We start from the raw sequence: 21,126 nt of genomic DNA, 5'->3' as shown, positions 1-21,126 counted from the left end.
CAAGGGTCATCTCTCGAACACGCGGTCGGCCAGCGGCTCACGCGATTGCCAACCGCGTTGTTCGAGTTCGGGGGTTTCTGAAGATTGCTCGGGATAGCCGATGCACAGCAGTGCGATCAGCGACCACCGTGGCGGCACGTCCAGCATGGCGCTCACCACCTGCGGATCGAGGATCGAGACCCAGCCGAGGCCTATCCCGCGAATGCGCGCGGCCAGCCATAGCGTCTGGATGGCCGCGACGCAGGAATAGCGCAGCATTTCGGGCATGGTGGCGATGCCAAGGCGGTGGCCCGCCTGCGCCTGTTCGTCGCAGAACAGGGCCACGATCTCGGGTGCTTCGCGCAAGCCGTGCAGCTTGAGCGCGCGATAGGCATCGTGGCGCGCCTGGTCGGCGTAGCCACGTGCGGCCAACGCGTTCTGGTCATCGACATGGACGGCCAGCGCCTCGCGCAAGGCAGGCGTGCGCACGCGCACGAAGCGCCAGGGTTGGGCGTTGCCGACCGAGGGAGCCAGCGTCGCCAGCGCCAGCAGTTCGGCCATGTCCTGTTCGGTCACCGGCTGCGATGCGAAATGGCGCACATCGCGCCGCCAGTGCAGCAGCGTTTCGAACGCCTGTGCGAATTCGGCATCGAACTGGGGAGCGGGCTGGCTCAAAACTCGATTCCCGCCTGCGCCTTGACGCCTGATCGGAACGGGTGCTTCACCATGGTCATCTCGGTGACGAGATCGGCGGCCTCCATCAGCGCATCGGGTGCATTCCGGCCGGTGACGATCACGTGCTTCATCTCTGGCTTGGCGGTCAGGACTTCGAGCACTTCGTCGAGCGGCAGATAATCGTAGCGCAGCACGATGTTCAGCTCGTCGGCCAGCACCATGTGATAGGCCGGGTCCGCGATCATGCGCTTCACTTCGTCCCAGGCGGTGCGGGCAGAGGCTATGTCGCGCGCACGATCCTGCGTGTTCCAGGTAAAGCCTTCGCCCATGGGCTTGAACTCGACATTGTCGGGAAAGGCGTCGAACACCGCCTTTTCGCCCGTGACCATCGCGCCTTTCACGAACTGGACCACGCCCACTTTCATGCCGTGGCCGATGGCGCGCACCACCATGCCCAGCGCGGCGCTGGTCTTGCCCTTGCCCTTGCCCGTGTGAACGATCAGCAGGCCCTTTTCGCGCGTCTTGTTGGCCATGATCGTGTCGCGTGCGGCCTGCTTCTTGCGCATCTTGTCGGCGTGGCGGGCATCGGCGGCTTCTCCCGCCATCGGTGCGTCAGCGGCTTCCATCGACCTGTTCCTTTCGCATCAGATAGACATCCATGATCCAGCCGTGGCGGGCGCGAAGGGCCGCCCGGCGTGCGGCGATCCGCGGGGCCGCTTCGGCCAGCGGCCCCTGTTCCAGCGCCTGATGGTCCATGCCCAGATAGGCCCCCCACCAGATCGTGATGCCGCGCGGATCAAGCACGTCGAAGGCGCAGCCGCTGTCGAGCATGACGACGATCGTATCGGCATCGACCGGCCAGCCGTGGGTGCGCAGCGCACGCCCGGTGGTGATGGTAACGGGACCGGCCAGTGGGTTGAGCGGAATGGCATGGGCGGAGGTCAGCGCCTGGATGCTGGTGATGCCGGCGACAACCTTGACGGCAACTTCCAGCCCGGCACGCTGCAACCGCTCGGCAATGCGCAGCGTGCTGTCGTAGAGCGAAGGATCGCCCCAGACCAGCAGCGCGAGCCGCCCGCCCCTGGGCAAGTGCGCGGCGATCTGTTCGCGCCAGATGGCCGCGATGGCATCGTGCCAGTCGTTGACGGCGCGCGCATAGTCGCCATCATCTGCCCGCACCGGCATGTCGAATTCGACGATCGGCACCGGGCGGGTCAGCACGTTCGCGCAGATCGTGCGGCGCAGATCTGCAAGGTCCGACTTCGCACTGCCCTTGCGCGGCAGCAGGATGAGGTCCGCCGCGTTCATGGCGCGGGTTGCTTGCGTGGTGAGGTGATCGGGGTTGCCGGTGCCGATGCCGATCAGGTGAAGCTCGATCACGCGTTTACGCCTCGGTCGGAGGGGGCAATCATGTGAAAGAAGGTGCCGGTCACCCGGCCCCGGCGCGATCCGGTTTCGGCCACCGGATCGCCGTTGGCATCGGTGACGCGGGCCAGCGGCGCATCGTGCTGCGCGAGGATGGTGGAATAATGGAACTCGTGCCCGCGCAGGCAGGTGCCCGCCGCAATACCCGCGACAGGCGCAAGCAGTTCGGCATGGCGATAGCCAAGGTGCATCCGGCGCTGGGCATAACTGGTTTCCAGCCCGAGCAGGCCGGCCATGCGGTGGCATGTCCCTGCCTTGTCCACCAGCGTTTCGCCCAGCACCATGTATCCGCCGCATTCGCCATGGATGGGCCGCGTTTCGGCATGGCGGTGCAAGCCTTCGAGGAAGGTGGAAGCGGCCGCGATCGTTCCGGCATGCAGTTCGGGATAGCCGCCCGGAAGCCATACGAGATCGGCATCGGCGGCCGGTGCTTCGTCGGCCAGCGGGGAGAACGGCGTGATCTGCGCACCTGCACGCCGCCAGCCTTCCAGAAGGTGCGGATAGAGGAAGGAAAACGCTGCATCGCGTGCGACCGCGATGCGCTGTGCCGGGGGAGGGGGCAGGTGGCTGGGCCGAGATACGGGGGGCCTGGCTAGTGCTGCGGCGCGGAGAGCGGCGAGATCGACATGGCCGCGCAGGAACGCGGCGTAATCGACGACCGCGCGTTCCAGATCGGGGTGTTCCATCGCCTGCACCAGCCCGAGATGGCGTTCTGGCAAGGCCAGATCGGTGCGCCGGGGCAGCGCGCCGAGCACGGGCATGTCGATGGACTCCAGCCCCTTGCGCAGCAGGCTTTCGTGGCGGGGGCTGGCCACGCGATTGAGGATCACTGCGGCTATGCGCAGCGCGGGATCGAAGCTGCGAAAGCCGAGCGCGGTGGCGGCGACGGACTGCGCCTGTCCCGATGCGTCCAGCACCAGCACCACCGGCCAGCCCATGCGCTTGGCAACGTCGGCGCTGGCGCCATTGCCGGTAGCGCCCCGGCAGGCCACGCCGTCGAACAGGCCCATGGAGCCTTCGGCAAGGATCATGTCCGCGCCCATCGCCTGCGCGGTGATGGCGTCGATCAGCGCCGGTTCCATCGCCCAGCTGTCAAGGTTGAACGAGGCGCGTCCGCAGGCGGCGCGGTGGAACGCGGGGTCGATGTAATCCGGCCCGCTCTTGAACGGCTGCACGGCAAGGCCATCCTGCATCAACGCGCGCAGCAGCCCGAGCATGACCGTGGTCTTGCCGGTGCCCGACGCGGGCGCCGCGATCATCAGGCCGGGAACGCTCATTCGGTGACGCCGATGAAGCGCGAGGTGGCATCCTGCGGGCGGAAGCGGCGGTCGTAATCGGCGGCATAAAGGCTGCTTTCGGCAAACCCTTCGGCAGCCAGCACGCGGCCGACGAGGATCAGCGCAGTGCGCTCCATGCTGCCCGCCACGGCCTGTTCCACCGTGCCCAGCGTGGCGCGGACCACGCGCTGGTCGGGCCAGCTGGCGCGCCACACCACGGCGACCGGGCAATCCTGACCATAGGCGGGGGCAAGATCGGCCACCACCGTGGCCAGATTGTGGATCGACAGGTGAATGGCGAGCGTCGCGCCGGTCACCGCGAAGTTGGCGAGGCTTTCGCGCGGCGGCATCGTGCTGGCGCGGCCGGGCGTGCGCGTGAGGACCAGCGACTGGCCGAGTTCGGGCAGAGTCAGTTCCGCCTCAAGCGTTGCGGCGGCGGCGGCAAAGGCGGGGACGCCGGGCGTGACGGTGAAGGGAATGTCCAGCGCGCGCAGCCGGCGCAACTGTTCGCCCATCGCCGACCAGACCGACAGGTCGCCCGAATGCAGCCGCGCGACGTCATGCCCGGCGGCATGGGCCGCGGCGATCTCGGCCACGATATCGTCCAGTGCCATGGGCGCGGTGTTCACGATGCGCGCGTTCGGCGGGCAATGGGCCAGCATGGCGGCCGGAATCAGCGATCCGGCATAAAGGCAGACGAGGCTCGCTGCGATCAGGTCGCGCCCGCGCAGGGTCAGCAGATCGGGCGCGCCAGGGCCGGCGCCAATGAAATGGACGGTCATTCAGGTATTCCTTGGGCAATGGCGCAAGTGGCCATGCGATCGGGGGAAATCTGCCGGCGGCGCAACAGTCGTGCCCCCGACCCTGCGGCGGCGAGCGCGGCGGATTCCGCCACGCTGCCAGTGCCGTGTGCCTTGCGGCTGGCGGCGGATTCGGTGTGCGTACGGCGGGCGGCCAGCGCGTCGGCGGTCACTTCGGCCAGCGGCAGGCCCAGCGCCTGTGCCAGCGGGGCGAGCGTTGCGGCCTTGGCCTGCGCGGTGGCGAGGCGCGTGACCGTGGGCGCGCCCTGTTGCGCCAGCGCCAGCGCCGCGCGTAGCGATTCAAGGCTGGCGCTGGCGCGGAACCCGAAGCCGGCGACGATCATAGCGTGATGCTCCACTGCACCACCGGATAGCGGGCCTTCCAGCCGTGACGGTTGCCAATGGGGGCGGCATCGGCCAGTTCGACGCGCAGCAGCGCGCCGCCTTTCGCGCCATGCCAGTGTGCCAGCACGGCTTCCGATTCCAGCGTGACCGCGTTGGCAACCAGCCGGGTTCCGGCGGGAAGGCGGTGCCACAGGGCTTCCAGCAGGGCGTAGGACAGCCCGCCGCCGATAAACACCGCATCAGGCGCCGGGCCATCGGGCAGGTCGGTGGGAGCGCGGCCTTCGATCACGCACAGATGGTCAGCGCCCAGCGCGGCGGCATTGGCCCGCGCGCGGGCAGCCCGCACCGGATCGGCTTCCAGCGCGATGGCATGGTTGGCGGGGTGCGACAGCAGCCATTCGATCCCGATCGAGCCGGAGCCTGCGCCGATGTCCCACAGCGTTTCGCCCGCGCGCGGCGCCAGCGCCGACAAGGTCAGCGCACGCACCGGCCGCTTGGTAATCTGGCCATCGGACGCGAACAGATCGTCGGGCAGGCCGGAGGTCGTGGGCACCGCGTGGCCTTCGCCCGCCGTAGCGATACCGACGGCGACAGGATGGGCAATCTCGCCGAGCACCACCTGGTCGGCCACCACGTGGCGCACCCGTGCCCGAGGACCGCCCAGCGCCTCCATGACGTGAAGCGTGGACGCCCCGAAGCCAAGGCTGGCGCAATAGGCCGCCAGTACATGCACCGCATGGCCATCACGCAGCAGGACGATGATCCGCCGACCCGGTGCCAGATGCGGGCGCAGGCGTTGCAGCGGCGCGGCGTGCAGGCCGAGGCAGACCGTATCCTGCACGGCCCATCCCAACTGGCTTGCGGCCAACGAGAACGTCGACGGGGCCGGGTGCGCGATCCATTCATCGCGATCGAGATGGCGCGTCACGCTTTTTCCGGCGCCGAACCAGAAGGGATCTCCTGACGCCAGCATGACCACGCGGCGCCCGCGATGCTCCAGCAGGCGCGCCACGCCATCGGCGAAAGGCACTGGCCATGCGATGGCCGGGCAGGTAAGCGCTGGCAGCAACGACAGGTGGCGCGGCGGCCCCATCACCAGTTCGGCACCGGCCAGCGCCGCGCGGCTGGCGGCGGACAGGCCATCGAAACCATCTTCGCCGACGCCGATGATCGTCAACCAGCCAGCGGGATCCCGATCAGCCATGCCAAACGTCCTTGTGCTGGGCGGCACCACCGAAGCCAGCGCGCTGGCGCGCCTGCTTGCAGGGCGCGGCATCACGGCCAGGCTGAGCTATGCCGGTCGCACCGAAAACCCGCGCCCCCAGCCCGTGCCGGTGCGCATCGGCGGTTTCGGCGGCGCGGCAGGTCTGGCGGAGCTTTTGCGCGAAACGGGTGTCACGCACCTGGTGGACGCCACCCATCCCTTCGCCGCGACGATGAGCGCGAATGCCGTGGCGGCCGCACGAGAGGCGGGCGTTCCGCACATCGCGCTGACCCGGCCCGCCTGGCAGCCGGTCGGCGGCGATCAGTGGCATCACGTGGCCGACATCGCTGCCGCCGTCGCCGCGCTGGCGGGGCCGACCCGCCGCGTTCTGCTGGCCCTGGGACGGATGCATGTGGACGCTTTCGCCGCGCAGCCGCAGCACCACTACCTGCTGCGCTTCGTCGATGCGCCCGCCATGCCGCCCGGGCTGCCCGATCATGGCCTCGTCGTCGATCGCGGGCCGTTCACCGTGGCGGGCGACCGCGCGCTGTTGCAGGAACACGGCATCGATCTTGTCGTCAGCAAGAACGCTGGCGGCACGGGCGCGGAGGCAAAGCTGATCGCCGCGCGCGAACTGGGTTTGCCCGTGCTGATGATCGACCGTCCGGCCATGCCCGAACGGCTCGAAGTGCATCGGCCGGAAGATGTGATCGCCTGGCTGGGTCACGCCACAGCTTTCGGCGCGGAACGCGGGGTATAGAGCACGGGGCCTGCGGGGCGTTCGATGATCCGCGTCTGGCTGGACCCTACGATCACCATCGTGCGCATGTCGGCCATGTCGGGCTGGGCCTTGTCGAGCGGCACGATGCGCAGCACTTCGTCTGCCGTCGATACCGCGCGGGCGAACAGCACCGGGCGGTCGTCGCCGCAGGCTTCCTGCAACACCGCCAGTGCGCGGGCGAAGCCTTGGGGCCGCGATTTGGAGCGCGGGTTGTAGAACGCCATCGCGAAATCGGCTTCGGCCGCCAGCCGCAGGCGCTTTGCGATCAGCGACCACGGTTTCAGGTTGTCCGACAGGTTGATCGCGCAGAAATCATGGCCGAGCGGGGCACCGGCGCGCGCGCTGGCCGCCAGCATCGCGGTGATGCCGGGCAGGACGCGGATGTCGATGTCCTGCCATGCGGGCGTGCCCGCCTCCAACGCTTCGAACACGGCGGCGGCCATGGCGAAGACGCCGGGATCGCCCGACGAGACGACCACCACGTTGCGACCCTGCGCCGCAAGGTCCAGCGCCAGTTTCGCCCGGTCCAGTTCCACGCGATTGTCGGACGGATGCAGCACCAGCCCTTCGCGTGGGGCAATCCGCGCGACATAGGGGAAATAGCCGATCACGTCGGTGGCTGCGGCCAGCGCATCGCTGACTTCGGGCGTGACTAGAGCCTGATCGCCCGGCCCCAGTCCGGCGACGGCCAGCCAGCCGCCTTGCGCGGGCACGCTCACGGTCTGCGCCCCTGTCCGTGGATCAGCAGGATCGAGAAATAGGGCGTCACGTCGGTCGCTTCTGCCAGTGGCGTCACGCGTTGCGCAGGCATGGCAGCGTATTCTACCAGCCATGCCGCCTGTTCTCGCCCGGCGGCTTTGACCGCGCGACGCAGCTTGGGCAGGTTGCGGCCGATCTTCATCACCACCAGCGCATCGGTATCGCGGATGCGGCGGGCCAGTTCCTCCTCGGGCAGGGTGGCCGTGGCCACCGTCAGCACGTCGTCGCCCCAGGTGATCGGAAGTCCCGTGGCGTTCCATGCGCCCGCCATGCCGGTGATGCCGGGCACGACCTCGACCGGCGTCAGGCCGGCAAGCCGCGAATGTAGATGCATGAACGAGCCGTAGAAGAACGGATCGCCTTCACACAGGACCACCACATCGTCGCCCGCGCGGGCCAGCGTGGCGAGCCGTTCGGTGCACTCGGCATAGAAAGCCGAAAGACAGGCGTTGTAGCGCGGGTCGGAGACCGGGATCTCGGTCGTCACCGGATATTCCATGGCGATCTCGATGGCATCGTCGCGCAACATGCCCTCGGCAATGCGCCGTGCCTGTCCGGGGCGGCCCGCCTTGCGGAAATAGGCGATGTGGCGGGTGCCGCGCACCAGCCGGTCGGCGCGCACGCTCAGCAGGTCGGGCGCGCCGGGACCAAGGCCGACGCCGTGGATCGTGCCTGCGGTGAGGGCGGCGCTCATTCCGCGCGGCTCGCAAGGGCGTTGACTGCCGCCACGGTGATGGCGCTGCCGCCGAGGCGCCCCTCCACGATGCAGCAGGGCACGGGCTGCGCGTCCCACAACGCGGCTTTGGATTCCACCGCGCCCACGAACCCGACAGGACAGCCGATGATCGCGGCCGGGCGCGGGCAGTCCGGATCCTCCAGCATGTTCAGCAGGTGGAACAGGGCGGTGGGGGCGTTGCCGATGGCCACCACCGCGCCCGCCAGATGGGGCCGCCACAGTTCCAGCGCGGCGGCCGAGCGGGTGTTGGCCATGGTGCGCGCCAGATCGGGCACTTGCGGATCGTGCAGGGTGCACAGCACCGCGTTATCGGCGGGGAGGCGCGGGCGGGTGACCCCTTCGGAGACCATCCGGGCATCGCACAGGATGGGTGCGCCTGCCGCCAGCGCGCCGCGGGCGGCATCGGCAAAGCCGGGCGACAAGCGGATATGCCGGGCGAGGTCCACCATCCCGGCGGCATGGATCATGCGCACGGCCACCGGTTCTTCCTCGGCGGAAAAGCGCGCCAGATCAGCCTCGGCACGGATCATGGCGAAGGACTGGCGATAGATCGCCGCGCCACAGGTTTCATAGGCATGGGGCATCAGGCGACTCCAAAATGCGCAAGGACCGCTGCGGGGCCGAGATCGGTCACGGCGGCGGGCGATCCGGCGCGGTCGTTGTGGGCAAGGTCGAACCGGCCATCGCGGCCGGTCAGGACGACGGCGGCGGGCTGCGGGCAGGCACAGCCCTTGGCGCAGCCGGAAACGTGCAGGTTGCCCGAAACGGCGGGCGCCAGCCGCCGCGCCAGCTCGCGCGTGGCCACGTTCGCCTGAGGGCAGAACGGGGCACCGGGGCAGGCATAAGCGCGCAGGAGCGGGTCGGCGGCATCGGCGATCAGGCCGGGGATGGCACCGCTCTGCGTCCCTTCGAGCAGCAACACGCGCCATGGCGTGATCCGCAGGCCCTCGACGGCAGGATCGGCAACGGCGCGGGCCAGAACGGCCGCTTCCACCTGCCCGAACGGCGCGCCATGCGCTGTGCCTTGCGGCGTGCTGCCCGGCACCATCGGAGAAACGGGCGGTGCGGGCGGCACTTTTCCCGTCGCCCAATCCGGCAAGGGCGCATCGTGGCGAGCCATGCGGCCTGCCAGCGTGCCGCCGCTCTCGTGGAACCAGTGTGCGAGCGCGATCAGCATGCCTGCTTCGCTGCCTGCGGCGAGTTCAACGCCCGTGGACCGCCCGGCGGCGCGCAGGATCAAGCCGCCTGTGGCACCGCGTTCGACGCGGAAATCGCCCGGTTCGTCGAGCAGGGCCGGAGCGGCACCGGCGTCGACCACGAAGCCGACCTTGCCAGGCAGGTCGGGCAACTGGCCCAGCCGCGCCAGCAGGTCGCAGGCAATACGATGGCTGTCGTCGCCCAGCGTCCAATCGGGCGCCACCAGCAGGTTGCTCCGGGTTTCGATACGGCGATCGGCGTCCACCAACCCCAACCCGACCAGTTCACGCACCAGATCGCGCCAGCCGGTTTCGTGGACGCCGCGGACCTGGAGATTGGCGCGACGCGTGACGTCGATGATGCCGTTGCCGAAGCGGTCGGCCAGCGCGCACAGGGCGCGTGCTTGTCCACGGGTCAGGCGCGCGAGACGTGGCTTGATCCGCACCAGCAGGCCGTCGCCCGTTTCCATCGGTCGCCACGCATCGGGGCACCAGCCCTTGATCTCGAAGCCGCTCACGCCTCGGTTTCCGGCGCGGACGACAGGGGCAGGGTGGCGAGGATCGAATTTCGCCGTGTAGGCCAAAGTCCTGCGGCATGGAGTGCGGCAAAGCGCGCTTCCATTGCTGCCAGCGCCTGCGGGTTTTCCCGTTCCAGAAAGGCGCGCACCTCGCTCTGCCCCAGCGTAGCCTCGTGATAGAGGTCGAACAGTTGTGGCGGCACGCTGCCGGAAAGATGCGCAATTGCGCCCAGATGATCCAGCGTTGCGGCCAGTTCCGCGCCTCCGCGAAAGCCGTGGCGCATCATCCCGGCGATCCATCCCGGATGCGCGGCGCGGGCGCGCACCACGCGCGCGATTTCCTCGGTCAGCGCGCGCGCGACCGGGCGTTCGGGGTTGCGGCTGTCGAGGTGATAGAGCGCCGCATTGCCGCCGGTGACGGCCTGCGCAGCGGCAAAGCCAGCCTCGTGCGCGGCATAGTCCGCCGCCAGCAACAGGTCTGTTTCGGCAAGATCCTGCAAATGCACAAAGGCATCGGCTCCGGCCACCCGTTCACGCAGGCCCCGGCTGTCCGCCTGCGCATCGGCGGTGTCGAGTGCGTGGCCGGATGCTGCCAGCCAGGCTTCCCCCGCCGCGCGGCGTGCCGCGTCGGTATAGGTTTCCGCTGCTGCCCCCATGTCCAGGCCATAGCGACCGGGCTGCGGACCATAGACGCGCGGGGTTGCCTGTGTATTGGCAAAAGGGTTCCATTCCGGCTCTTCGTCCCGTTCGCACAGCGCGCGCACCGCTTGCCCGAACAGCATGGGCAACGCAGGGAAGGCATCGCGAAACAGCCCCGACACGCGCAGCGTCACGTCGATGCGTGGTCGGTCGAGCAGGGCAAGGGGCAGGATCTCGATCCCGGTCACGCGCTCGGACGCCGGATCCCACAGCGGCTTTGCGCCCAGCAGATGCAGCGCCATGGCGAATTCCTCGCCCGCTGTGCGCATCGTGGCCGAACCCCACAGGTCCACCACCAGACCGTGGGGGTAGTCGCCGTGATCCTGCAAGTGCCGGCGCAGCAGTTCCTCGGCCAGCGTCACGCCCTGCGCATGGGCGGCGCGCGAGGGCACCGCGCGCGGATCGATGGTGTAAAGGTTGCGCCCCGTCGGCAGCACGTCGCTGCGCCCGCGATGGGGCGATCCCGAAGGTCCGGCAGGCACGCGCCGTCCCGCCAGCGCCGCAAGGAGGCCCGCACGCTCGGACGCACCCTGTTCGCCACGGCCGAACACATGCAGGCCGTCGCCGAACTGGCTCTCCTTCACATCGCACACGAAGCGGTCGATGCGCGTGATCGCTTCGCCCAGCGTGGTTGCGGCATCAAGACCCAGTTCCGCCTCCAGCCCCAGCGCCTGCGCCTCGGCGCGGATGGCGCCTTGCAGGCGATCGCGGCGGGCAGGATCGAGGCCATCGGCGTTGGAAAACTCGTCGAGCAGCGTCTCAATCCGTTCCAGCCCGGCGCCATGCCGGGTTGGTGCCAGCGGTGGCGGGGCATGGCCCAGCGTGACTGCACCGATGCGGCGCTTGGCTTGCGCGGCTTCGCCCGGATCGTTGACGATGAACGGGTAGATCACCGGCAGGGCGCCAACCAGCGCTTCGGGCCAGCAGGCTTCCGACAGCGCCACCGATTTGCCCGGCAGCCATTCCAGCGTGCCGTGCGCGCCGACGTGCACCAGCGCATCGATTCCCAGTGCGCGCAGCCAGAGGTAGAAGGCTACATAGGCATGGCGAGGGCATCGTGTCGTATCGTGATAGGCCTCGTCCCGGTCGGCCAGATTGCCGCGTTCGGGTTGCAGCGCGACCAGCGCCTGGCCCGTCGTCACGGCGGCAAACCGGAACGCGCCATCCACCACGGCAGGGTCGCTCTCCGGATCGCCCCAGGTCTCGGCCAGCGCGGCGCGCAAGGGCGCGGGCAGGGTGGTCAACGCCGCCCGATACGCGGCCAGTGGCCAGTGAAGGGTCTCCTGCCCCAGCGCGGTCGCCAGATCGGGAACGGCGCCCGTCGCATAGCCCGCATCGGCCAGATCATGGAGGATCGCCTCGGCCGAGGCGAGCGCATCCAGCCCCACGGCGTGCGCCATCTGGTGCGCCTTGCCCGGATAGGTCGACAGGACCAGCGCTACACGGCGTTCGCGGGCGGGCTTCCTTGCCAACGCGATTGCGCCCGCCACGCGCGCCGCGATGGCCGCGATGCGATCCGGGTCGGCGCGGTGCCGGTTCTGGGCAAACTCCAGCGCGGGGTCTGCCACATCGGCTTGCTTGAAGCTGGCCACGCCCGCGAACACGCGACCATCGATTTCAGGCAGAACCACGTGCATCGCCAGATCCGCGGGCGACAGCCCGCGCGCGGCATTCGTCCACGCTTCACGCGCTCCGGTGGCCAGCGCCAATTGGAACACGGGCACGCCAGCGCCATCCAGCGGGCTGTGGCCCTGATCATCCCGCGCGGAAAAGGCGGTCGCATTGACGATCGCAGCGGGGGCCAGCTGCCGCACCCAGCGATCGACTTGCGCGCGCGATTGCGGCTCCTTCAGCGACGTGACGTAGAGCGACAGCGTGGCAAAGCCCGCCGCCTCGAACGCCCGATGCAGAGCCTCGAACGGGTCGAGATCGTGGGCCGCAAGATAGGACCTGTAGAACACGATCAGCACCAGCGGGCGTGTTGCGTCGGGGATCAGCGCCAGCGGATCGCACAGGCCATGGAGCGGGTGCCAGCCACCGGCCATGGGCAGCGCCGTGCTCGGGATTTCTGTGGCCGTGACAAGCCGGGCTGCGCGTGCCAGCTCGCCCAGCGCCGCGCGCGCCGCATCCGCTCCACCAGAATCGCAAAGCTGGCCCAGCGTGCGCAGCACCGCGGGCGGAACCGTGGAGGCTTCGTCCAGCCTGTGATCCGGCCGCCCATCGCCGGACAACACCGCCAGCGCGATCCCGCGCGAGCGCGCCAGCAACGCCACCTGTTGCAGCCCATAGCTCCAATAGGGCGTGCCGCCGATCAGCCGGATCAGGATCGCCCGCGCCCCGCCCAGCGTGCGTTCGATATACGTATCGACGGAAAGCGGGTGCATCAGCGCCGCCAGATTGGCGAGGCGCAGCGACGGAAACGCCGGGTTCGCCAGTCTCGCCTGATGCCAGCCGCCCGCGAACGCGCCAAGGTCGCTGTCGGAAAAAGACAGCACCACGAGATCCGCAGGCGTCTGCCCCAGATCCTGCGGGACGGCGGTTTCCTCCATCCCGTGCGTTTCGCGGAAGATGACGTGCATTGCGCTGGCTCAGCCGGCGAGAACCGCCTTGATCGCAGGCGCATCCACGTGCTCGCGCTCGGCAATGGCGACCAGCGTGGTATGGCGGGTTTCCCCTGCGCGCCATGGTCGGTCGTAGTGATGGCGCACGCGCGATCCCACCGCCTGCACCAGCAGTCGCATCGGCTTGCCGGTCACGGCGGCATAGCCCTTGACGCGCAGGATCCGGTGCTCGCGCGCCAGTGTCTCGATCCGTGCGACAAGTGCGGAGGGATCGGCAATTTCGCCCAGCGTCACCACGGTGCTGTCGAAATCGTCGTGCTCGTGATCGTCTTCGCCGTCATGGTGCGAAGGACGCGCCGCGATGTCGTCCTCGGCCGCGGCGTCGAGTCCCAGGATCACGCGCGGATCGACCGCGCCATCGACGAGTTCGATCACCGGCACGGGGCGAGGGGATTCCGCCGCGATCACCGCCCGCGCAGCGGCCACGCCATCGGCTCCGGCAAGGTCGACCTTGGTCAGCAGCACCATGTCGGCGCAGGCCAGCTGGTCCTCGAACACTTCGGACAAGGGCGTTTCGTGGTCGATGCCGGGATCGGCGGCGCGCTGCGCGTCGAGCGCCGCCACGTCGGGGGCGAAGCGCCCGGCCGCAACGGCTTCGGCATCCGCCAGCGCCAGCACCCCGTCCACCGTGATCCGGCTGCGGATCGCGGGCCAGTCGAACGCTTTCAGCAGCGGCTTGGGCAGGGCAAGGCCCGAGGTCTCGATCAGGATGTGGTCGGGCCGAGGGTCGAGCGCGAGCAGCTTTTCCACCGTGGGGATGAAGTCGTCGGCCACGGTGCAGCAGATGCAGCCATTGGCCAGTTCCACGATGTTTTCCGCCGGGCAATCGGGAATGGCGCAGGATTGCAGGATGTCGCCGTCCACGCCCAGTGTGCCGAACTCGTTGACCACGACCGCCAGCCGGCGGCCACCGGCATTGCGGATCAGGTGGCTGATCAGCGTGGTCTTCCCCGCGCCAAGAAAGCCGGTGACGATGGTGACGGGCACCTTCGAAAGGTCGGACACGTGCAACTCTCCCGCGCGCCAGAGCGAGACCGGGCGGGGCTTGCCGGACAAGTCCGGTCGGCGCGCGACGACGGGCGGGCGCGACGTTGCGCCCGTAACCACGCGACCCGTGCAGCCCCAGCCACACAGCTTCGTCGCTCAGACGGAGAGATACCGTGCCATGACCATCCCCTGGACCAAGGCAAGAGCGACCGGTGCGCCGGCAGGTCTCCTGGCTCGCGGGTCACAGCTTGATGCACGCCTTCCCAACACGGCGCATGCGCCGCCCAGTGGCTGCCCCTCGAAGGGGCCAGTGCATCGCGCTATCCGCTTACAGTTGCAGGGACAGCCGCGGATTTGGGAAGACATGCTTCCCGCACCGCATTCCCGATTAAGCCCGTTCCCGGGCACCGGCGCGATCATGTGAAAGACGGGCCGAAGCCAGACCTTCGCGCGGCGACCTAGCGGGAGATCGCCACCGATGCAATCGCCTCTTGGCTAAGCCTTTGTCGAAACCTCGATTTCGTCCAGCCGCTTCCAGCGATAGATGGCGAAACTCGCCACCCAGCAGGCCACGAACAAGGCGATGATGGCAAAGCCCAGGCTGTTGAAATGCGCCCCCAGATCGGCGGCGAAGGTCCATGGCCAGCCGGTCAGTGCAAACCGGCTGCCGATCAGCGCGATCGTCTCGATTCCGCCGATGACGATGGCGACCACCGCGGAAATCAGGGTGATCGTGATGTTGTAGTACAGCTTGCGGATTGGCTTCACGAAGGCCCATTCGTAAGCCCCGAGCATCACCACGCCATCCACGGTGTCGATCAGCGCCATTCCGGCAGCGAACAGGGCCGGCAGCACCAGCACGGTTGCGATCGAAAGGCCATTGGCGGCCTGGCTTGCCGACATGCCAAGGATGGCGACTTCGGTCGCGGTGTCGAAGCCCAGGCCGAACAGGAATCCCAGCGGCGCCATGTGCCACGGCCTTGAGACCAGCCGGAACAGCTTGCCGAAGATGCGCGACAGCGGCCCCCGCGATCCGGTCAGGATGTCGAGGTCTTCCTCGACATAGGCACCGCCCGCGCGCACGTGCCGGAACGTCCGCCAGACCGACCGCAGGATCACCAGGTTCATCGCCGCGATGGTGAACAGGAACAGGGCCGAAGCTGCCGTGGCGATCAGCGCCCCGATCTGGCGAAAGGCGTCGAACCGTACAAGCGCGCTCGCCGTCAGTGCGATCGTGGTCGATGCCAGCGCGATGATCGTCGAATGCCCGATGGCGAACCAGCAGCCGACCGAGATCGGGCGCTGGCCTTCCTGCATCAGCTTGCGTGTCACGTTGTCGATGGCCGCGATGTGGTCTGCGTCCACCGCATGGCGCAAGCCCAGCCCCCAGGCGAGCAGCGCTGTGCCCAGCATCAGCGGCTGGGCATGAAACAGGCTCAGCGCCCAGGCCCAGGCCAGCAGGTTGGCGCCGATGAGCGCGGCGAACAGCCAGCCGATCCTGCGACGAAGGGGCAGGGCAGGCATGGGCGCGCTGTCATGCGCATCATGAAGCGCCGTCATCAGAAGTTGACCTTTGCGCCAAAGCGCAGGGTTCGCGGCTCCACCACGCGGCTCAATCGGCCGGAAACAGGACCATCGGTATCGAAGGCGGGGATATAGGACTCGTAGTAATACGCGATGTCCTTGTCCTTGCTGGCAAGCAGGTTGAGGATCTCGCCGTAAAGCTCGATCCGCTTGTCGGACCACGCGGCGCGGGCGTTGACCACGGTGCTGCCGCGATCGCGGATGCTGTTGTCCTCGATCAGCGGCGACGGGCCAAGGTGACGCACCCGCACGCTGGCTTTCCAGCGGTTCAGGATCAAGGCCGCACCCGCCGAAGCGGCGCTTTCGAAGGCGTTGGGGATGTGATCGCCATTGTCGTAGCGGGCATGGCTGACGGTGTAGTTCCCATCCAGCACGAGCCATGGCAGCGCCCGCCAGAAGGCCGTCGCCTCGTATCCGTTCCGGCGGCTCGCGCCTGACGGTTCCACCGAATTGGAATCGCCGACGAAGCGCAATTCGCTGTCGACGTTCAGCCACCAGCGCGTCAGCGTCAGCGTTACGCCGGAAAACTGCGTCCGCGCGCCCAGTTCGTGGCCCGCTCCGCGAACCAGCGCCGGCACCGGCGTGGCCGCGTTGACGGCGCCGCGCATGTCATTGGAATGGAAGCCACGGCCCCAATTGCCGTAGAATTCGATTTGCGGTGTCGCGGCCCAGGACACCGACGCCTTGGGCGAGGCGAGGAAGGCCGAGCCATCCCCCTGGCCCAACGCCGCGGCGGCGGCATCGCGCGCCCTGACCACGTAGCGGTAGTAGTCCCCCCGCAGTCCGCCCGTCAGCCGCAGTCCGGTAAGGGGCGCCCACGTCGCCTCGCCATAGAGCGCGGTCGATAGTTCCTTGACCTGGTAATGGCCGAGCGAGGCGAGGAAGCGCCGTTGGGCCGTCCGGTTCACGCCGATATTGCCGATTGCATCGTACCGGCTCTCGATGCCGGTCGAAAGCGCCAGCGCAGGCCCGACGGCCCAGTTTTTCTGCGCGGTCAGCCCCAGGACCCAGCGTCGGTCAAATTGTGCGATCTGCGCGCTGGTCCCGTCGGGATCGGCGTAAGTCGGGTTGGAGAACATCGACCAGTCGTAGAACTGGGCATAGGCGTTGGCGTGCCATGTCGGCTGCTTCACCGCCATGTTGCCGATCAGGCGCGTGGTCTGGCCCCGCGCGGATGGATCGGGCGAGCAGAAGACGTCGGGGCAGAGCGACGTTCCGATGATCCGTTCGGGGATCTGCTCTGTCGGTCGCCAAGTGGCGCGGTAGGCGTGCAGCGATGCTTCGAGCGTTTCCCTGCCTGTCGGTGCTCGGTACTTGGCGAACCCGGCATAGTGCCGCAGCCGCTCGGGCTCCTGCCACGGGCCGTCATAGAGCTTGGCCTGTCCCACGAGCGTGAGGTCGCCCCCGGCCAGATTGTGGACGGTTCCGCCCGCTGCCAAGCGTCGCCAGCCATACGAGCCGCCTTCAAGCGAGGCCCAGGGGCGATCATACCCATCGACCGTGGCCATGTACGCGGCACCGGCCAGAGCCAGGTCGCCGCCGTCGGCGCGATAGGGGCCTTTGCGGAAGTCCTCGCGGGCCACCACTTCCGGGATCAGGCCGTTGAGGTCGAGATAGCCTTGCCCATGCCCATGCGTGCGAAAGTTCATCTGCACGCCGTCGATGTAGGTGGTAAAGTCCGATCCGTGGTCGAGGTTGAAGCCGCGCAGGAAGTACTGGTTGGCCTTGCCGCTGCCTGAATGCTGCGCTGCGACCATGCCCGGCACGGCCTCCAGAAGTTCGGCCACCCTCAGCAATGGGCGCACCAGCAGGTCGGCTCCACCGACGCTGCCTTCGCTGGCGGCGTGGGCCGTGCCGATCTTGGTTTCTCCCCGCCCGAACACGACGATGTCGGCCGTTGCGGCCCCGTCGTCGGCCGCGTCGGCATGGCAGGGCTGTGGGGTCAGGGAAAGTGCCAGCACGCTGGCAGGAAGAATGGTCTTGATCACGATACGGGGGTACTCCGGCATCTTGCGACAGGGCCGGACGCGCGCGCGACATCACTGTCGCCCGACGCGTGTCGGCGGCTAGGCGTCGCTCAGACGGAGTTCACCGTGCCTCGGCCAACCCCTGGGCCATGGCAAGAGCGACCAGACGCCGGCAGGTCTCCTGGCTCGCGGGTCAATGCTTGATGCAAGCCTTCCCAGGCCTCGCATGATTCTGCGTCCGGCCCAGTGGCTGCTTCCCCTGCGTTGGGGGGGAAGCGGTTGCATCGCGCTCGCCGCTTACAGTTGCAGGGACAGCCTCGGCTTCGGATCGGCGCGATGCCGATCCTCACCGCGTTCCCGTTTAAGCCCTTTCGGGCACCGACGCGATCATTTGCCACCTGGATTGCTCCGGATGGCGTGCCGGCCCATTAGGGCGTCCGCAGGCTAAAGGCTAGGGGGGCGCGTAAAACTCAGCTCGCCGTGTTGGCCAGCCAGAATTGACCTCGCCATTGGCAATGCTCTTGCGCAGAAGATGGCCGTACCGTCGCAGGGGACCGAGTTTCGCTGAACTGTGCATCGGTATCACACGCCGACGCGGTAGCATAAAGTAGAAGCCAGCAGGGAACGCGCGGAGCCCTTGCGGTTTGCGGCAAGAAGCATGGTGCCACTCCCCCGAGTGCCAAGCATATGGCAAGGGCGCATCCGGCGCGCGTGGCTCCATGGATTAAGCGAGCTCCCTAATTCGTTCTTCATGGGACAGCCGGCTCCGATCGCCAAGGCTGACGGGAGCCATTCCATGCGCAGTATTTCCAAACTTCCGTTGCTTCTCATTGCCATAGTACTCCCACCAACCGTTGCGGCTGCGCAGGAACTGGTGCTTCGTCCACGCCCTTCTGCATCCCCCGATGGATCAGGTGAAGTGTTCGGTGGAGCGGAATACCGACGGGGCGACTATGGTACTGGAGCGAAGGTCGAGACAGTTGCGACAACGGTCGGGGTTTCGGTACGAAAAGGGCGGGTACGGTTCGGCGTTGCCGTGCCGTATGTACAAACGACCGCACCTGTCGACGTTGTGTTAAGCCAAGGCGGGCTTTTCGGCACTCCGCTTCTGGCCAGCGGCCGTACCGATACGCGACGGACCAAACGGGAGGGGCTAGGCGATGCAAATGTGCAGATGGCCTACGGTCTACCCATAGCGGGTTTCGCTGCATCGCTGGGGGCAGGGCTGAAAATCCCGACTGCTTCTCGCTCCAAGGGACTTGGTACCGGCAAGGCCGACTATTTCGTGAATGCCCAGGTGTCGCGCGCAATCGGTGGCAGAGTCGCACCGTTTGCCAGCGTCGGCTATAAAATTATTGGCAAGCCTGATGATGTCGCGGTGCATAACGTTCTGTCAGGCAGCGCTGGTGCGCGTGTTGGATTGGGACATGGGGTAGATGGGATTTTGTCCTATTCCTACGAGCAATCGGCAACGCGAGCACTGACCGACAGTCAGAGCGTTGCAGTGGGCCTTGGTGTAACTCTGAGGCCCAAGTTGCGCGTGGGCATTCAAGGAGAAGCAGGATTGAGTCGAGGAGCGGCGGACACGACCCTCGGCTTAATGATCGGCGCGGGCTTTTAGTTAGCCACATCGCGTGAATTCCATCAGCTTAGTACGCCTTGCTTCTTCCATGTCCGGAAGGTGGCTTGCGATCAAGGAAGACCTTTGGTGATTGGTCATCTTCGGGCGAGGTCATATCTTCCGCCTTGCACAGGCGGAAGGCGGTCACGGGCGTCGGACAGCGTGGAAGGGGCAGGCGGTGCTTTCGCGGCCCATCTTCTATGCGCCGCGGACGCTGAGTGCTCTGGGGATGGGTAGCGTACCGCGTAGATTGGGCGATGTCGCATGCACCGGCCTGACACGGAATTTCGGACGGGCCGCCATGGGGTGCTGGGGGACGCAATCCCATTACATTAGTATGTAAACAATTAACTTTTGGCATATAAAATGTTGACATGCTTGAGAACCAGAAAATTCGCCCAGAATCGGTGATCGGTCCGGTAGGAGAGCCTTTGACGCTCGCGTCTCTTCCCCCAATCGACACCCGGCGCTGGGTTATCCGGCGCAAGGCTGAAGTCGTGGCTGCAGTAAAGGGCGGGCTTCTGACGATCGATGAGGCGTGCACGCGATATCGCCTAACGCTTGAAGAGTATATTGGCTGGGAGCGAGCGGTCGATCGCTCCGGATTGGCCGGCCTTCGAGTTACTAGAATACAACACTACCGGAAACTGTACGATCGTATCAACAGATACTAAACAAATCTGCCGGGTCGAGCGATGGCTGTCGGCGCGCCATATTCGCATTGATTGCAGAGGCAGATCGCATAATGCCCACCGAAGATTACCTGTTGACGGCTCGCCTGAAGGCAGCGGGGGGATCGGACTCGTGCTCCCGCCTCAGTCGCATTAGGCCCAAGTAAGATTTGCGAGATTCATGCGGCGGTGAAGCCAGGGGGCTTAGGGTATGGCTTTGGCAAAATTAGTTAGCAACGCGGTATCCAATCCCCGAAGTCGTTGGCTTCAGGTGCTTTATGCGACTGGCCTGATCTTGCTGCCCCCCCTTTTCCGGTGGACAATCGATGGTGGAAGGCTGGGGATGCACTTTGCGACATGCTTCCCGGCGATTCTCGTCGCTTCCTTGCTGCTAGATCTCTTTTTGGCATCCCTAGTGGCGTTCGGATCGGCTGCGGTTACCCAGTGGCTTTTTGTTGGCGAGCCTTGGTTCAAGCACCCGGACCAAGCGCATTTTTCCTTATTTACGGTTTTCGCTCTAACCTCGGCAAGCATCATTGTCATTGGAGATCGATTGAAAGTCGCCATCCGCCGTGCCGATGAATACTCTAGAAAGCAGGAGCAATACAACGAGGAGCTAAAGGCCCGTGTCCAAGGTGTTTTAGCCGTGATTCAGGCGCTTTCTGTGCGCGGAATAAACGAAGATTCACCACTAGATTTTTATTCGGTTTTCTCAGAACGCTTGAATGCGTTGGGGAGGGCAAGCGATTTATTGCAAATTGGCTCAAGTTCCGACCGTAAACTGCCGACGATGTTCCAAAAGGCAATCGCGCCATTTTGTTCGGAAGGACAGATCTACCTCGCGGGGGAGCCCATTGAGGTCCCAACTGACAGCTGTATTCCATTGATCATGGCCATTCACGAGCTCTGTACGAATGCGATGCGGTACGGGGCGTTGTCGGTGCCGGAAGGGCGAGTGTCACTACGATGGTTTCTCCGTCCGGACGGTAAATGCCTGACTGTCCTGTGGGAAGAGCGACTGGGGCCTTGTGTGAAACCCCCAAAAAAGCAAGGTCTGGGCCACAAGTTGCTTTCGGCCCAGCCTGGGCTGGCCGCAGTTGACCTGAATTTCCCCCCCAGTGGTGCATGGTGCGAGATATCAATAAATTGCACTTAATCACGTATGTACTTTAGAATATATGGGTGGATTATAATTTATAATATTAATATGTGACAATATTTCCCAATAAGGACAAATAGCACCCAAAAATTCAGTCACGACCGGCAAGGGGCGTGAATCCA

Annotated in this window: 19 protein-coding genes and 2 riboswitches; of the genes, 4 read left to right on the top strand and 15 right to left on the bottom strand. The window is 66.6% G+C overall.

Going from position 1 to position 21,126, the window contains the following annotated elements; all coding sequences use genetic code 11:
- Positions 1-6 precede the first annotated feature (6 nt).
- Genes bluB through cbiE form a run of 7 tightly spaced genes read right to left on the bottom strand, consistent with a single transcriptional unit; the run spans position 7 to position 5,705 of the window.
- Positions 7-654: a 5,6-dimethylbenzimidazole synthase gene (gene bluB, locus OLX02_RS17105; protein ID WP_193829208.1), complete on the bottom strand. Its 648-nt coding sequence runs from the start codon at positions 652-654 to the stop codon at positions 7-9.
- The gene (gene cobO / locus OLX02_RS17100) at positions 651-1,280 is read right to left on the bottom strand and encodes a cob(I)yrinic acid a,c-diamide adenosyltransferase (RefSeq protein ID WP_230487987.1); all 630 of its coding nucleotides are present in this window, start codon (positions 1,278-1,280) and stop codon (positions 651-653) included. Before cobO ends, bluB begins: the two co-directional genes overlap by 4 nt.
- On the bottom strand, positions 1,267-2,034 hold the full coding sequence (cobF, locus tag OLX02_RS17095; RefSeq protein WP_193829209.1) for a precorrin-6A synthase (deacetylating): 768 nt from the start codon (positions 2,032-2,034) through the stop codon (positions 1,267-1,269). Before cobF ends, cobO begins: the two co-directional genes overlap by 14 nt.
- A complete protein-coding gene (locus OLX02_RS17090; protein WP_193829210.1) occupies positions 2,031-3,356 on the bottom strand; it encodes a cobyrinate a,c-diamide synthase in 1,326 nt (441 codons plus the stop codon). The genes cobF and OLX02_RS17090 overlap by 4 nt, the downstream gene beginning before the upstream one ends.
- Entirely contained in the window at positions 3,353-4,138 is a 786-nt protein-coding gene (cobM, locus tag OLX02_RS17085) for a precorrin-4 C(11)-methyltransferase (protein ID WP_193829211.1), read from the bottom strand. Before cobM ends, OLX02_RS17090 begins: the two co-directional genes overlap by 4 nt.
- Entirely contained in the window at positions 4,135-4,500 is a 366-nt protein-coding gene (locus OLX02_RS17080) for a cobalamin biosynthesis protein (protein ID WP_193829212.1), read from the bottom strand. Before OLX02_RS17080 ends, cobM begins: the two co-directional genes overlap by 4 nt.
- Positions 4,497-5,705 carry a precorrin-6y C5,15-methyltransferase (decarboxylating) subunit CbiE gene (cbiE, locus tag OLX02_RS17075; protein WP_193829213.1) on the bottom strand — a complete coding sequence of 403 codons (1,209 nt, stop codon included), beginning with the start codon at positions 5,703-5,705 and terminating at the stop codon, positions 4,497-4,499. The genes OLX02_RS17080 and cbiE overlap by 4 nt, the downstream gene beginning before the upstream one ends.
- Between cbiE and OLX02_RS17070 the strand changes: the two genes are divergently transcribed.
- Entirely contained in the window at positions 5,704-6,465 is a 762-nt protein-coding gene (locus OLX02_RS17070; RefSeq protein WP_193829214.1) for a cobalt-precorrin-6A reductase, read from the top strand. The genes cbiE and OLX02_RS17070 overlap by 2 nt on opposite strands.
- Here the strand turns inward: OLX02_RS17070 and cobJ are convergent.
- The 8 genes from cobJ to OLX02_RS17030 form a co-directional block, all read right to left on the bottom strand.
- Positions 6,429-7,205 carry a precorrin-3B C(17)-methyltransferase gene (cobJ, locus tag OLX02_RS17065; RefSeq protein ID WP_230487988.1) on the bottom strand — a complete coding sequence of 259 codons (777 nt, stop codon included), beginning with the start codon at positions 7,203-7,205 and terminating at the stop codon, positions 6,429-6,431. The genes OLX02_RS17070 and cobJ overlap by 37 nt on opposite strands.
- Entirely contained in the window at positions 7,202-7,939 is a 738-nt protein-coding gene (cobI, locus tag OLX02_RS17060; RefSeq protein ID WP_193829216.1) for a precorrin-2 C(20)-methyltransferase, read from the bottom strand. The genes cobJ and cobI overlap by 4 nt, the downstream gene beginning before the upstream one ends.
- Positions 7,936-8,565, bottom strand: a complete 630-nt coding sequence (locus OLX02_RS17055; RefSeq protein WP_193829217.1) for a precorrin-8X methylmutase — start codon at positions 8,563-8,565, stop codon at positions 7,936-7,938. The genes cobI and OLX02_RS17055 overlap by 4 nt, the downstream gene beginning before the upstream one ends.
- Positions 8,565-9,695, bottom strand: coding sequence for a cobalamin biosynthesis protein CobG (locus OLX02_RS17050; protein ID WP_230487989.1), 1,131 nt, complete (start codon positions 9,693-9,695; stop codon positions 8,565-8,567). The genes OLX02_RS17055 and OLX02_RS17050 overlap by 1 nt, the downstream gene beginning before the upstream one ends.
- The gene (cobN, locus tag OLX02_RS17045) at positions 9,692-12,973 is read right to left on the bottom strand and encodes a cobaltochelatase subunit CobN (RefSeq protein WP_193829218.1); all 3,282 of its coding nucleotides are present in this window, start codon (positions 12,971-12,973) and stop codon (positions 9,692-9,694) included. The genes OLX02_RS17050 and cobN overlap by 4 nt, the downstream gene beginning before the upstream one ends.
- A 9-nt stretch (positions 12,974-12,982) precedes the next feature.
- On the bottom strand, positions 12,983-14,020 hold the full coding sequence (cobW, locus tag OLX02_RS17040; protein ID WP_193829219.1) for a cobalamin biosynthesis protein CobW: 1,038 nt from the start codon (positions 14,018-14,020) through the stop codon (positions 12,983-12,985).
- 183 nt (positions 14,021-14,203) lie between these two features.
- A riboswitch (cobalamin riboswitch) is annotated at positions 14,204-14,429 on the bottom strand.
- A 68-nt stretch (positions 14,430-14,497) separates the two neighbouring features.
- Positions 14,498-15,526, bottom strand: a complete 1,029-nt coding sequence (locus OLX02_RS17035) for a HoxN/HupN/NixA family nickel/cobalt transporter (RefSeq protein ID WP_193829269.1) — start codon at positions 15,524-15,526, stop codon at positions 14,498-14,500.
- Positions 15,527-15,561: 35 nt separating this feature from the next.
- Positions 15,562-17,595 (bottom strand): TonB-dependent receptor, encoded by a 2,034-nt coding sequence (locus OLX02_RS17030; protein ID WP_264424777.1) that lies wholly within the window; start codon positions 17,593-17,595, stop codon positions 15,562-15,564.
- Positions 17,596-17,706: 111 nt separating this feature from the next.
- Positions 17,707-17,951, bottom strand: a riboswitch (cobalamin riboswitch).
- Between the two features lie 398 nt (positions 17,952-18,349).
- Between OLX02_RS17030 and OLX02_RS17025 the strand changes: the two genes are divergently transcribed.
- The 3 genes from OLX02_RS17025 to OLX02_RS17015 all read left to right on the top strand — a co-directional run bounded on the left by OLX02_RS17025 (position 18,350) and on the right by OLX02_RS17015 (position 21,001).
- Positions 18,350-19,174, top strand: a complete 825-nt coding sequence (locus OLX02_RS17025) for a transporter (protein ID WP_193829221.1) — start codon at positions 18,350-18,352, stop codon at positions 19,172-19,174.
- Positions 19,175-19,548: 374 nt separating this feature from the next.
- Entirely contained in the window at positions 19,549-19,848 is a 300-nt protein-coding gene (locus tag OLX02_RS17020; RefSeq protein WP_169494929.1) for a DUF1153 domain-containing protein, read from the top strand.
- 208 nt (positions 19,849-20,056) lie between these two features.
- The gene (locus OLX02_RS17015) at positions 20,057-21,001 is read left to right on the top strand and encodes a sensor histidine kinase (protein WP_193829222.1); all 945 of its coding nucleotides are present in this window, start codon (positions 20,057-20,059) and stop codon (positions 20,999-21,001) included.
- Positions 21,002-21,126: the final 125 nt, after the last annotated feature.

This window comes from Novosphingobium sp. KCTC 2891, from assembly GCF_025938155.1.
In the GTDB taxonomy this organism is placed as follows: Bacteria; Pseudomonadota; Alphaproteobacteria; order Sphingomonadales; family Sphingomonadaceae; genus Novosphingobium.
The sequence above is the reverse complement of the archived record's forward strand: the minus strand, read 5'-3'. Positions and strand labels throughout refer to the sequence as shown.